This window comes from Mesorhizobium sp. L-2-11, from assembly GCF_016756595.1.
Lineage (GTDB): Bacteria > Pseudomonadota > Alphaproteobacteria > Rhizobiales > Rhizobiaceae > Mesorhizobium.
In genome coordinates this window covers 2,664,110-2,675,844 of record NZ_AP023257.1, presented here as the reverse complement: position 1 = coordinate 2,675,844, position 11,735 = coordinate 2,664,110, and the positions used below count along the sequence as shown (strand labels likewise).

Sequence of the window (11,735 nt, the reverse complement as noted above, 5' to 3'; positions counted from 1 at the left end):
TTAAGACGCCGCGTGTCCCGCTCATTGGCGCTTTCAGGGCAATCGCATAGGGCGCAGCCCTGGGCGCAGCCCCCTCTCCGTCCGCTACGCGGCCACCTCTCCCCCACTTTGTGGGGGCGAGGAAACGCTAACCGTCGAAGTCGCGGCTTTGAATTGCTTGGGTTCCTCGCCCCCATGAGATGGGAGAGAGGTGGCTCGGCGAAGCCGAGACGGAGAGGGGGAGCACCGTAAGCGATTGCCCTGCTAACCCCCAAGCGTCGGTTCCGTATTCACCTCCAGCGCCTCCTCCGCCTCATCCTCCTCACCAAGCACCTCCTCGTGCACGCCCAGCGCCCGCCCGATCCAGATCGGGTCGAGCAGATGGTCGCGCCTGGGGTTGGTCGTGTTGGGATGGATGAGAATGCTGAGGCCGCCGTGGTTCAGCATCAGCCACGGGACGAGCGTGGCGAAAATCTCGTTGGCGAACGAGACCTGGTACATGGCCTGCCGGTGCGGGCCGACCGGCTCGTCGCGCCAGTTGCCCAGGCGCACGCGGAAACGCTCGCCGATGCGCTGGCGCAGCCATTCGGCATGCTGCCGCTCGGCCTGCCCACCATAGTAGATATGGGCGTGGTAGCTGGCGATCTCCGAAAGCGGCCTTGGACTGGCGGCGTCTTCGTTCACCTCAATGCTCTCCTTCGATGATTACCGGCAGACCCGAAGCATGGAAGGTCGACCTTGTTGAGGCAGCGTTGATGCCGCGTCTTGCAGCGGGATAAAAGGGACAACCGTCTCAATACCATTGACCCTAGAGCATCGGACCCAAAAGTGGGAACCGGTCTTGGGAAAATCCGATGCTCAAACAAAAAGATAGAGCGGCGGCACGGTTCGACTTGCAAGTCCGCCGCTCTAATCACCAACGCGCCGCAGCGTGCCGAGATCGTTATCGTCGAGAAACTCTACGGTCATGGCCGACGCCTTGCCGTCGGGGCCGATGTCAAAGCCTACGCCCGAGGGCCTGTCCGGCGTCTCGGCGTCCGGGAAGGTCACGAAGAGATCGCCGTCGAAATGCTTCAATGAATAGGACCGCGCGCCGGCCGGCCCGACCTTGAGCACCAGGCCGCCGCCCTCACCCAATACAACCGCATCACCGATGAAGTCATTGAAATAGCGGCCCTTATAGGCGCCGGCCGGGCTGGCCGGAGACGGTGGCGCGGCATAGGTGGCCTTGGCCGCCGCGATTGCCGGGCCGAACAGGCCCGCATAGGTGGCGTCCCATGCCTTGACCCAGTCCTTCTCGATCTTTCCGTCAAAGGCCATGTCGGCGAAGCTCTCGGACAGGCCTTCCGGCACGCCTGTCGAAAAGGCGTTGGCGACAATGACGATGCCAAGCTTCTCTTCGGGAAAGAGCGTCACCAGCGTGCGGGCACCGACGCTGAAGGCGCCGGCATGGCCCCAGCTCAGGCCGTGCCGGCCGAATTCGACATTCCAGCCGAGGCCGTAGAAGGACTCGCCGCCGGAGACGGGGTTTTTGCCGCGCGTCATCAAGGGAACATGCGTCTCAGCCAGCGCATCGGCGGCAATCAGCGGCTTGCCATCATAGACGCCGTTGCCGAGCACCAGGCGCACCCATTGCGAGAGATCGCGCGCCGTGGAACTGACACCGCCAGCCGGCGCCTGCGCATCCGGATCGCGCTTTACCTTCGCGGCCCAGACGCCGTCGATCTTGACGTGGAGCGCGGCGCGGTTGGCGTGCTTGATGAAGTCCGCATGACGCGAACTGGTCGAGGCCATTCCAAGCGGACGGTAGAGCTTCTCTTCGGCGACCTCTTCCCACGGCTTGCCCGTCGGCTTCGCGGCGGCGACGGCACCCTCGGTCAGTCCGAAATTACTGTAGGAATAGCCGGCACGAAAGCTCGATGACGGCGGCACGAACCGCAGGCGGCGCAGGATCTCCGCCCGGTCATAGCCAATGTCCTCGAGGTCGTCGCCCGCGGTGCCGGGAAGCCCGCTGCGGTGCGCGAACAGGTCGCGAACCGTCAGTTCACTGGTCGGATAGGGCTGGGAAAGCCGGAAGGCCGGATCGAGGTCGGCGATTTTCGAATCCCACGAAGCAACCCCGTCGCTGACCAATGCCGCCACGATCGTTGCCGAGACCGGCTTGGAGAGCGAGGCGATCTGGAACACCGTATCGGCGTCGACGGCCTCCGGCTTGCCGGCCTCGCGATGCCCGAACCCCTTGAGGAAGACCACCTTGTCGTCATGGACGACCCCGATGGCGAGACCAGGCACCCCCCCATCCGCGACGACGCCTTCGGCGAGCAGTTCGAGCTTCGACAGGGCGGCTGTGATCCGCTCGGGCGTAATGGTGTCGGCCGACGCCGCATGCGGCGAAAGCACCATGACGGCGATGAAGGCCCGCATCCCCCAACGGCGGAAATTCCGACCAAGCCCCATGCTCGAGCTCCCCCCATCCCTGCAAGCACTGGTCATACTACAGGCAGGCGCAGGCGAGGCAACCCTCGCCTGGGCGTTGGGGCGAAGTCCTGCCCAACTCCAAGCGACCACCCTGGGAACCAGCCGGTCAACGATATCGAACAGACCACCGCTCAGCGGCGACGACCGTCATGAAGAACCCGATCGACAGCAGCGATGAGAGCACGATAGCGGCGTAGAGCCGGTCGGACTGATAGTTGAAGGTCGCCTGGATGATCAGCGCGCCGAGACCTTTGTCGGAGCCGATCCATTCGCCGACGATCGCGCCGATCACCGCGGTCGCCGAGGCGATCCGCAGCGAAGCGAAAAGCATTGGCAGCGCGCGCGGCAGGCGCAGGCGCCAGAATACTTCCCAGCGCGTCGCCGACAGCACGCGGAACAGCTCGTGCTCGCTGGGGCTCGCCGATTCCAGCCCCCGGATCATGTTGATGAGCGTTGGGAAGAAACAGATCACTGCCGCGATCACGATCTTGGGCAGCATGCCGAGGCCGAAGATGAGGATGACGACCGGGGCCAGCGCAAGGACCGGGATCGTATTGAAGAACAGCACGACCGGAAAATAGGCTGCCTGCAGCGTTCGGCTGTGAACGAAGACAATTGCCAGCAGCACTGCGGCGAGATTGCCGAGCACGAAGCCGGAGAGCGCCTCGATGGCCGTCGGCCACAGGTTCGAGAGGAGAAGCGATCCGTTCCTGGCAAACACGCCGGCTATCGCGGTTGGCGTCGGAACGATGTATGCCGGCACGCCAGCGAGCGGCAGCAGGAATTGCCATGCGAGAATGAGCGAGCCGGCGCCGAGGACCGGCAGCGCAGTCTGTGCGAACGGCGAAAGCGCGCCGCGGTTCACGAGGCCGCCCCAAGGGCGGAGCGCATCCTGGCCATCGCCGCGACGATTGCCGGATCCTCGCGCGAGCATCTGTTGTCCGGCCCCTTCAGCGGACGAAGGTCGTGGTCGGCGACGATCCGTCCGGGATGGGCCGCAAGCACGATTACGCGCTGCCCGAGATAGACGGCTTCGGCAATGGAATGCGTGACGAACAGCACGGTCGTTCCGGTCCGCCGCCAAAGGTTCAGCAGTTCGTCGTTGAGGCGATCGCGGGTGATCTCGTCAAGAGCGCCAAAAGGTTCGTCCATCAGAAGCAGACGTGGCTCGCCAAGCAGCGCCCGGGCGATCGCCAGCCTTTGGCGCTGTCCGCCGGAAAGCTGATGCGGCAGGCGCTCACCGAGCGCCGACAGGCCGACGAGTTCGAGCAGCTCGTCGGCCCGGTCGTCTATCATGCGCGACAGGCTGCGGCGGCCCACCTGGATCGGCAGCCGCACATTCTCGCGCGCCGTGCGCCACGGCAAAAGGGTCGAGTCCTGGAAGACGAAGCCCACGCCGCGGCCGGAGCGCACCGCCGACGGCGTTTCGCCCATCACGCGTATCGTGCCCGCGAGTGGCGCCAGCAGATCGGCGACAACCCGCAGAAACGTCGACTTTCCGCACCCCGAAGGCCCGAGGATGGACAGGAACGTCCCGGCCTCGACTGTCAGTTCGAGACCGGAGATCACCGTCACGGGCGAGTGCCGGCCGGGATAGCCGACGTCGAGCCCGGAAGTTTCGATGGCCGGCGCGGCCATCAAGAGGCAGGCGCGCCGAGCTTCGGCCGTTCAGCCGCACTGAGTTCGAGAATCTTTGTCGTATGGACGTCCTCGGCCTTCGGCCTGCCGTTCGGATACTGGCCAATCTGGTCAAGCAGCGCGATCTGGCTCTCGATCGAGGCAGGATCGAAGGTACCCCATCCATCCTTTTTCGTGTTGTCGTCGAACGACAGTTTCAGCACCAGGGGGATCGTCTTCTTTTCCCAGCCTGCGTCGATCTCGGGATAGGCTGCGACGAGCTTGTCGACCGCCTGCTCGGGATTGGCGTGGACCCAGCCCCACCCCTTGGCGACCGCGCCGATAAATTTCGCCAAGGTCTCGGAATCGGTTTCGATGGCGCTGTCAGTCGCGAAGTAGACATTGGCATAGGACGCCAGGCCGAGTTCCGACAACAGAAGATCGATGCGATCGTCTCCGACGACGCTGAGCGCCTGTGTGTTGGTGATCCAGCCGCCGATCGCATCCACGTCGCCACGAACCAGCGGCGCCTTGTCAAACCCGACATTGACGATGGTGACCTCGGAAGGGTCGATCTTGTTCTTCGCCAGCATCGCGTCGATGGCGAAGCGCGCGGTCGGCTGCGTGCCGATCCGCATCCCCTTCAGATCCGCTACCGACCGGATCGGCTTCTCCGGTTTCGACGTCAGCGCATAGGGCCCGGTGCGGTAGCCGCAGGCGATGATCCTTATCGGAACGCCGCTCGCCCGCGCGGCATAGAGCTGAGGCGATTCGGAGAATTGGCCGAGTTGGGCGGCACCGGACACGACAGGCGGCACGGTGGCGGCGTTCGGTCCGCCGGGGCTGAATTCGACTTCGAGCCCGGCTTCTGTGAAGTAGCCATTGGCGACGGCTGCGACGTCGCCGATCTGGCCGTTCGACATCAGCCAGTCATACTGGACGACGAGCTTAGCGGCAGCCGAGGCGCTGGCGCCAAACAGCTGAAGTCCCGGCCCGAAAGCCGCCAGGCCGGCGGCGCCGGCCTTCAGGATGGATCTGCGGTTCCACCGCGATGCGTTCCCACTCATCTTCTTGCTCCTTTGTTGGACTTTGTTTGCATGCGGCGCGGCCCTTCTTGCGAGGCCGTCGCGATCCAGTCACACTTGCGTGTCGTGATAGTCGCCCGGTCCGGCGCCGGTCCAGGCATAGAGTTCCCACAGCGTCCCGTCCGGATCGTGGAAGTAGGCGCAGCGCGCGTTCCAGACATAGTCGCCGGGCGGCCCGACGAACGGCACGCCCTTGTCCGACAGTTCGGCGTAGAGCCGGTCGACCTCGCCGGCGCTTTCGAGTTCCATCGCAACGCACGCCTTGTGCGCCTGCTTCGGTGAGCGGACATTCGAGACGCCGCAGTGGCGATTGATGTGGTCCAGTTCCCATGCGGCGAGCGTCACGCGCTCGGAATGAAAATCGACAAAGCCCTCGGCGCGGCGTCTGATCCGGTAGCCAAGCTTCTGCGTGTAGAAGTCGATGGTGCGGTCGATATCCTCGACAAGCAGGCAAATATCGGTGATTGCCTTGGTCTGCCCGAGCGACATGGTCATTTGCCTCGATTGATCTTCGCGGTGAGTTCGACGCCGACCCGCGATGCGGCGCCGTCGATGTGCCGGCGCATCGCCTCGCCGGCAGCCTGCGGATCGTGCGCGGCGAGCGCGTCGTAGATCCGCACGTGCTCGGCGACATTGACCTCGACCAGGTCGTGGAGCGGGTTGGTGAGGCGGGCATAGTGGATCGACTGGCGGATCTGCTCGCAGACGAACGAAATGAAGGTGTAGATGTAGCTATTGCCCGTGGCCCGGGCGATCGCCCGATGGAAAAGCAGATCGGCCTCGATGCTGCCATCCTCCCAGCGCTCCTCGCCGCCCATGCGGTCCAGCGCAGCCTTGATTGCGTCAAGATCATCAGACGAACAGCGCGCAGCAGCCAGCGTGGCGGATTCGGTCTCCAGGATGCTGCGCAGTTCGAAGAGCTGCTCCATGTTGCGCTGGTCTTTCAGCGCTTCACGGTCGATCCGGATGGCTGTCCGCTGTTCCGGCGCCATGACGAATGCGCCTATGCCCTGCCGCGCCTCGATCATGCCATCGGCGCGAAGCTGGGCAATCGCTTCCCTGACGACATTGCGGCTGACGCCGAACTTGTCGGCGAGTTGGCTTTCGGTGGGAAGCCGGGCTCCTGGGATGATGTCGCCGCCCTCGATCTCGCGGCTCAAATGCGAGGCGACGCGGTGCGGAAGCGCCTCCACGCTGCCGATGATGGACGAACGCTGCTTCATGCGGCTTTCCCCTACAAATTGCCAGGATCAGGCATGAGACATGTCGGATTGAACAGGCCTGCCGGATCGAAGGCCGCCTTGATCGCGGTATGAAGCTGCCGCTCGCGCGGCGACAGGCCTGCCCAGAACACCTGGCTGCGGCTGCGACCGACGCCATGCTCGGCGCTGAACGAGCCACCGAGCGCTCCGACCAGTTCATAGAGTCGGGTCAAGATCGCCTGCCCCACGATCCTCGCTTCGCCGGGCTCGCAATCGATGGGAGGCAGCACGTTGAAATGGATGTTGCCGTCGCCCGCGTGGCCATAGGTCAGCGATGTCCAGCCTGGCCACTCGCGCACGATGCACGCGCGTGCCTGCTCGATCAGCGTCGGCACCTGGCTGAGGCGAACCGAGAGGTCGGTGCGGACATGAAAGCCGCGCCGCGCCTGCCCCTCGACCAGGCCCTCCCGGATGGCCCAGAATGTGGCGGCCTGCGAGCGGCTTTGCGCGACGGCGCCATCCCTGATCAGGTCGGCCTCAAGGGCGCGCGCCAGCATCGTTTCAAGAAGTCCGCCGGCATCTATCCCTGGCCCACAGGCGAGTTCGACGATCGCATGAACCGGGCATTCTTGCGTCAATGGCGAGCGCAGGTTCGGATCGATGAGACGGGCCAGCGGCAGGCACTCCTCGCCGATGACTTCAAACGCGCTGAGAAGGTCGGAGCAGAGATGCCTTGCCGTCCGGAACAGCTCGCACGCCTGGCGGAAGCTGCCCAGTCCGACATAGGCGGTCTCGACCTGCGTCGGCCGCGGCGAGAGCTTTAGCTCGACGCCGGTGACGACCCCGAGCGTCCCCTCCGAGCCGATCATCAATTGCTTCAGGCTATAGCCGCGATTGTCCTTGCGCAGCCCGTTCATGCCGTTCCACAGCGTGCCGTCCGGCAGGACCGTCTCAAGCCCGAGCACCAGATCACGCGTCATGCCGTAGCGCAGCACATTGATGCCGCCGGCGTTGGTCGCGACATTGCCGCCGATCGTGCACGATCCCTGCGCGCCAAGCGCGAGAGGGAAGGTCATGTCGGATGCTTCAGCGGCGTCCTTGACGTCCTGCAGCACGGCACCGGCATCCGCCTGCAGCGTGAAGTCGAGCGGATCGACAGCCCGTATCCGGTTGAGACGCTCAAGCGACAGCACTGCGTAGTCCGAATTGTCTGGAATGGCGCCGCCGGCAAGTCCGGTATTGCCGCCTTGCACGACGACGGCGACACCGCTCTGCGAGCACCATCTCACGAGCGCCTGGACGCCTTCCACCGATCCTGGACGCGCGATGAAGCGGGCACTTCCGCGCTTGTCGCGGCCCCAATCGAGGAGGTAGCGTTCTGCCTCGGGCGACTGGCCGTCTATCAGCGCATCACCCGCAAACTGCGCAGGCAGCCCAACAATTGCGCCAGAAGCTTCGCGTCGAAGAGATGGGCGATCCGCAGTCATGCGTCTGATCATACGGTCATCCTACAACTTCGCAAGCCCGATTCGTCTCGGTGGGCCATCATCGCTTCGGCGCCGAACTCCGCGGCCCAACCCGCAATCGACCCGCGCGCCTGAACTGTTCCCCTCGAAAAATGCTTTTTTATAGCCGGGCGGAGTCAATGCTCTAACCTGATCGCCTGGGACTGTTTTTTATCGACCTGAACATGGTCCAGATCTTTTCGCATCCTCAAAAGCCCGGTCGGCCAAGACCAGCGGGACATCTCTCCTTTGACCCTGGAAATGGGCTACAAGACGATGATGGCACTGAAGGACATGAAGGACGGCAGGGCTCCGCCGGCCGACCCGACCTATACCGGCCTTGACATTTGCACGCCGGAGACAGCGGATACCTGCATCGCCAAATTGCGCTCCAAATAGCGTTATCGGGCGGGAGGAAACTCCCGCCCTTTTCATAGCCCGCCCTTCCTAGGGGATCTCAATGTCGGAATTATTCTCGCTCAACGGCCGTGTCGCGCTGGTCACCGGTGCTTCGCGTGGTCTTGGCCTCGCCATGGCCAAGGCACTTGCGGAAAACGGCGCGACGGTGATCGTCAATGCCCGCGATCCGGCCGCGCTGTCTGCGGCGGCCGAAAGGATCGGTGCCGAAGCCTTGCCGTTCGATGTCACCGACGCAGCGATCTCGAGGGCGTCGCTCGAAGGGATTGTCGAACGCCACGGCCGCCTCGATATTCTGGTCAACAACGCCGGCATCCAGCATCGAAGTCCGTTGGTCGAATGGCAGGACGAGGATTTCGACCATGTGATTGCCGTCAATCTTTCGGCTTGTTTCCGCATGATGCGCGACGCGGTGCGCCTGATGCTGCCAAACAAGTTCGGGCGCATAATAAACACCGGATCGGTTGCGGCGATCCTTGGCCGTCCGACCATTCACGCCTATGTGGCGGCAAAGGCCGGCCTGCACGGGCTGACACGCTCCACTGCCGCTGAGCTGGGCCGTCACGGCATCACCGTCAACGCGATCGCCCCCGGCTATTTCGCTACCGAGCTCAACACCGCGCTTATGAGCGACGAGGCCTTCACCAAATGGGTCGAGGCACGAACCCCGGCGGGCCGCTGGGCCCAGCCTGAGGAGCTCGGCGGAGCCGTGGTGTTTCTCGCCTCCGACGCTGCCGCCTATGTTAACGGACATGTGCTGGCCGTTGACGGTGGGCTATCGGTTTCTCTCTGACCGGCGAGACGCGACGCGCTTTAGCCAATTCCATAGACCAGGCTCACGCGCCCGTCAGTGAGCTGCTGAATCTTGCGCAGTTCGAGCCCGCGACGATGTTGTGTCGTCGCAAACAGCGCCTTCCCTTCGCCGACGAGCAGCGGATAGAGGATCAGCCGCAGTTCATCCACCAGCCCGGCATCGATGAGGCTCGCGGTCATTCGCGCACCGCCCATGAGATAGATATCCTTGCCCGGCTGCTGCTTGAGCCCAGCGATGTCTTCGAGAGTCCGCACGAAGCGCGTCTTTGGCCAAAGCGCCGAAGTCATCGTGTTCGACAGCACAAAGTGCGGGGTCTGTTCGGCAAAGCGGGCCCATTTCAGCTCGGCGGGCGTCGGCAGTTTGCCGGTCATCGGCAGCGGCTTGTCCGGCTCATTCTGGATCGCGCTCCAGTAGCACTCGTAGCCGGCGTACATGACGCTGCCGAGCAGGCAGGCATCGATCTGTGGCGTCAGCCCGTAGTCCTCCGCCCAGGCGTCGACCCAATCCGCGTAACCCTCGGGTCCCTCCATCTTGCCGTCGACGGAAATCTTCATTCCGGTGATCAATTTGCGCATGACTTCCTCCATCGGGCTTGCGAAATGCAAGCACGTTTCATCGTCGGTGAGCCTCCACCGGCGGATGCCGGTGGAGGCTGGGCAGTGACTTCAGCCCACGCGATCGTGTCAGGCCGGCAGGCGGCGGTCGTATTCTTCGCGCAGCCGGCTCCAGCCATCCCAGAACGAGGTCGGCGTCTTGCCCGCGAGGCGGGCGGCGAGCATGTCGAGATGCATGTGCCAGCCGGCGGTGACGTTAAGCTGGATTGCGCGTTCCGGCAGCCGGCGATGAACGACGGTGAGCAGCACATCGTTGCCCTTCGGTTCCAGCAAGAAGGAAACGCCGCCGGTGTTTCCCCAGGTGATGGCGAGCTTGTAAGGCGGATCGAGCTCGGTGATCCGGCCCTCCATCCGATGCTCTTCGGGGAAGCCCGCGGGGCGCTGGCCAGGCGGGTCGGTCAGCTCGTCATTACGCCAGACCAATTCGAACGAGGTGCCGGCCTTCATTTCCATCTGGCCCGCAGCCATCCACTGCCGGCGCAGGTCGCTCTCAGTGAGATAGGCCCAGACCCGCTCGATGGGGCCAGGCAAAAGCCGCTGGATGGTGAACGTGGCGGGCTCGGTCAGTTCGCCATAGGCTTCGATGGTTTTCATCTGGTTCATTGGTCGTCTCCTTCTTTGGAAGTGGGCGATTTCCTGGAATCATCCCGGGCCGAGGACTCACCCGGAGCTTTGCGTGCGTCCTCCTCGCGAAGCAGACGCTCGAGGACGTCGAGACGGTTGGTCCAGAAGCGCTCGTAGAAGCCGAGCCATTGGTGGGCGCTGGCCAGCGGTCCGGGTTCGAGGCGGCACATATGTGTGCGGCCCCTCACCTCTCGACGAATAAGCCCTGCATTCTCCAGCGTCTTGATGTGCTTGGAGGCGGCGGCCAGCGACATGGCGAACGGTTCCGCCAACTGGCTCACCGTTCGCTCGCCCCCAGCGAGGTCGCGAAGCATGTGCCGGCGGGTGGCGTCGCCAAGCGCGTGAAAAACCGCATCCATCTGGGGCGTCTCTAATTCAACCATGCAGTTGAATATAGAGGCCGCTTTCGAATTGTCAACCGATTGGTTGATTGATTTTGGAAGGGAGCTGCACAGGCGGCCTGCGGCAATCGAGGACATTCGGCCAGTGCAAGACCACGGGACATAGTCCCTGCGGCGGAAGCGGGACCTTCACTTGCCTTCGAAGAAAGTATGAATCGAGACTTCCAGCTTTTCGATGAGTTGAGGATTATGGCAGCTTCCAGCCCAGATCAGAGCGTTCAGTCTCATATCCTTGTTGAGAAAGTTCATTTTCCGAGAATCAAGCAGGTATCCCGCGACCTCGTAGTGCCGTCCCTTGATAGCCTCGATAAGCGCGTTGTTTCTTCCGGTCTTGTCAGTCAGATTCACGTCGGCGCCATTCTCGACAAGCAACTTAACGACATCCAGATGCCCGTTCTTTGCTGCTTCAATAAGAGCTGTTCTGCCGTAGTAGTCGGCTCTTGCATCGATCTCTATTTCCGGATGTTTCACGAGGGCTGAAATAGAGGCATAGTGGCCCTTGGCCGAAGCAAGGCTCAAAGGCGTGCTATTCCATTTGTTTCTGGAATTCACATCGATTGCTGGGTGTTCGACCAACGCCTCGACCGCCGCGGTGCAGCCATTGAGGGCTGCGAGATGAAGGGCTGACCAGCCCCCGCCGTCCGCCTCGTTGATATTGGCGCCGGCCGCTAATTCCGCTCGAACGGCCTCCACATTGCCGGTTTCTGCCGCGAGCAGCAGATTCGACCAACCTCTCGCCTCTTCGGCTTCCAAGCTCTCGGTCAATGCAGTCGCCTCCCCGAATGCTCCCCGCAGAATACCATTGTTCCGGTTCGGCCGACATCCACCGAATGACCGGCTTCCGCCGAAAAGCCATTCTCATTCGACGGTGTCCGCAAATACAATCCGAGAGGGAAAAGGAGAAGATAGCAAACCTGAGCTTGAGCGAGAAGCATGATGCCTTTGAGTGCCTGACTCGACGGCGCCCGACTGACTTCACTCGCAAGCAGAGTGGCGAGG

General features: G+C 63.2%; 14 protein-coding genes. 2 read left to right on the top strand and 12 right to left on the bottom strand.

From position 1 onward, the window contains the following. Positions 1-243 precede the first annotated feature (243 nt). From JG739_RS12780 to JG739_RS12745, 8 genes are all read right to left on the bottom strand, one after another. Positions 244-663, bottom strand: coding sequence for a DOPA 4,5-dioxygenase family protein (locus tag JG739_RS12780; protein ID WP_202366766.1), 420 nt, complete (start codon positions 661-663; stop codon positions 244-246). Between the two features lie 225 nt (positions 664-888). Beyond that, a complete protein-coding gene (locus JG739_RS12775) occupies positions 889-2,436 on the bottom strand; it encodes a serine hydrolase (protein ID WP_202366765.1) in 1,548 nt (515 codons plus the stop codon). A gap of 127 nt (positions 2,437-2,563) precedes the next feature. Continuing rightward, positions 2,564-3,322, bottom strand: coding sequence for an ABC transporter permease (locus JG739_RS12770; protein ID WP_244749863.1), 759 nt, complete (start codon positions 3,320-3,322; stop codon positions 2,564-2,566). Then, positions 3,319-4,095, bottom strand: coding sequence for an ABC transporter ATP-binding protein (locus JG739_RS12765; protein ID WP_370463435.1), 777 nt, complete (start codon positions 4,093-4,095; stop codon positions 3,319-3,321). Before JG739_RS12765 ends, JG739_RS12770 begins: the two co-directional genes overlap by 4 nt. Next, positions 4,095-5,141 carry an ABC transporter substrate-binding protein gene (locus tag JG739_RS12760; RefSeq protein ID WP_202366762.1) on the bottom strand — a complete coding sequence of 349 codons (1,047 nt, stop codon included), beginning with the start codon at positions 5,139-5,141 and terminating at the stop codon, positions 4,095-4,097. The genes JG739_RS12765 and JG739_RS12760 overlap by 1 nt, the downstream gene beginning before the upstream one ends. Positions 5,142-5,210: 69 nt before the next feature. Next, positions 5,211-5,648 carry a VOC family protein gene (locus tag JG739_RS12755; protein WP_370463434.1) on the bottom strand — a complete coding sequence of 146 codons (438 nt, stop codon included), beginning with the start codon at positions 5,646-5,648 and terminating at the stop codon, positions 5,211-5,213. A gap of 2 nt (positions 5,649-5,650) precedes the next feature. After that, positions 5,651-6,382 carry a FadR/GntR family transcriptional regulator gene (locus JG739_RS12750; RefSeq protein ID WP_202366760.1) on the bottom strand — a complete coding sequence of 244 codons (732 nt, stop codon included), beginning with the start codon at positions 6,380-6,382 and terminating at the stop codon, positions 5,651-5,653. An 11-nt stretch (positions 6,383-6,393) separates the two neighbouring features. Continuing rightward, positions 6,394-7,860 (bottom strand): FAD-binding oxidoreductase, encoded by a 1,467-nt coding sequence (locus JG739_RS12745; RefSeq protein ID WP_244749861.1) that lies wholly within the window; start codon positions 7,858-7,860, stop codon positions 6,394-6,396. A gap of 255 nt (positions 7,861-8,115) precedes the next feature. Between JG739_RS12745 and JG739_RS12740 the strand changes: the two genes are divergently transcribed. Together JG739_RS12740 and JG739_RS12735 are read left to right on the top strand one after the other, a co-directional pair. Further along, complete coding sequence (locus JG739_RS12740; protein WP_244749860.1) at positions 8,116-8,265, top strand: hypothetical protein; 150 nt, start codon at positions 8,116-8,118, stop codon at positions 8,263-8,265. Between the two features lie 61 nt (positions 8,266-8,326). Further along, positions 8,327-9,076: a glucose 1-dehydrogenase gene (locus tag JG739_RS12735; RefSeq protein ID WP_202366759.1), complete on the top strand. Its 750-nt coding sequence runs from the start codon at positions 8,327-8,329 to the stop codon at positions 9,074-9,076. 20 nt (positions 9,077-9,096) lie between these two features. On the opposite strand, the gene JG739_RS12730 is transcribed toward JG739_RS12735, so the two are convergent. From JG739_RS12730 to JG739_RS12715, 4 genes are all read right to left on the bottom strand, one after another. Then, the gene (locus tag JG739_RS12730) at positions 9,097-9,672 is read right to left on the bottom strand and encodes a dihydrofolate reductase family protein (protein ID WP_202366758.1); all 576 of its coding nucleotides are present in this window, start codon (positions 9,670-9,672) and stop codon (positions 9,097-9,099) included. A 108-nt stretch (positions 9,673-9,780) separates the two neighbouring features. Then, on the bottom strand, positions 9,781-10,314 hold the full coding sequence (locus JG739_RS12725) for an SRPBCC family protein (protein WP_202366757.1): 534 nt from the start codon (positions 10,312-10,314) through the stop codon (positions 9,781-9,783). After that, on the bottom strand, positions 10,311-10,718 hold the full coding sequence (locus tag JG739_RS12720; RefSeq protein ID WP_202367444.1) for an ArsR/SmtB family transcription factor: 408 nt from the start codon (positions 10,716-10,718) through the stop codon (positions 10,311-10,313). Before JG739_RS12720 ends, JG739_RS12725 begins: the two co-directional genes overlap by 4 nt. Positions 10,719-10,865: 147 nt before the next feature. After that, positions 10,866-11,501, bottom strand: a complete 636-nt coding sequence (locus JG739_RS12715; protein ID WP_202366756.1) for an ankyrin repeat domain-containing protein — start codon at positions 11,499-11,501, stop codon at positions 10,866-10,868. Positions 11,502-11,735 lie beyond the last annotated feature (234 nt).

What these genes read in the sequence shown, in the direction of transcription:
- JG739_RS12775 (WP_202366765.1), bottom strand. Translation starts at nt 2,436, where the DNA reads ATGGGGCTTGGTCGGAATTTCCGCCGTTGGGGGATGCGGGCCTTCATC.
- JG739_RS12765 (WP_370463435.1), bottom strand. Translation starts at nt 4,095, where the DNA reads ATGGCCGCGCCGGCCATCGAAACTTCCGGGCTCGACGTCGGCTATCCC.
- JG739_RS12760 (WP_202366762.1), bottom strand. Translation starts at nt 5,141, where the DNA reads ATGAGTGGGAACGCATCGCGGTGGAACCGCAGATCCATCCTGAAGGCC.
- JG739_RS12755 (WP_370463434.1), bottom strand. Translation starts at nt 5,648, where the DNA reads ATGTCGCTCGGGCAGACCAAGGCAATCACCGATATTTGCCTGCTTGTC.
- JG739_RS12750 (WP_202366760.1), bottom strand. Translation starts at nt 6,382, where the DNA reads ATGAAGCAGCGTTCGTCCATCATCGGCAGCGTGGAGGCGCTTCCGCAC.
- JG739_RS12745 (WP_244749861.1), bottom strand. Translation starts at nt 7,860, where the DNA reads ATGATCAGACGCATGACTGCGGATCGCCCATCTCTTCGACGCGAAGCT.
- JG739_RS12735 (WP_202366759.1), top strand. Translation starts at nt 8,327, where the DNA reads ATGTCGGAATTATTCTCGCTCAACGGCCGTGTCGCGCTGGTCACCGGT.
- JG739_RS12730 (WP_202366758.1), bottom strand. Translation starts at nt 9,672, where the DNA reads ATGCGCAAATTGATCACCGGAATGAAGATTTCCGTCGACGGCAAGATG.
- JG739_RS12725 (WP_202366757.1), bottom strand. Translation starts at nt 10,314, where the DNA reads ATGAACCAGATGAAAACCATCGAAGCCTATGGCGAACTGACCGAGCCC.
- JG739_RS12720 (WP_202367444.1), bottom strand. Translation starts at nt 10,718, where the DNA reads ATGGTTGAATTAGAGACGCCCCAGATGGATGCGGTTTTTCACGCGCTT.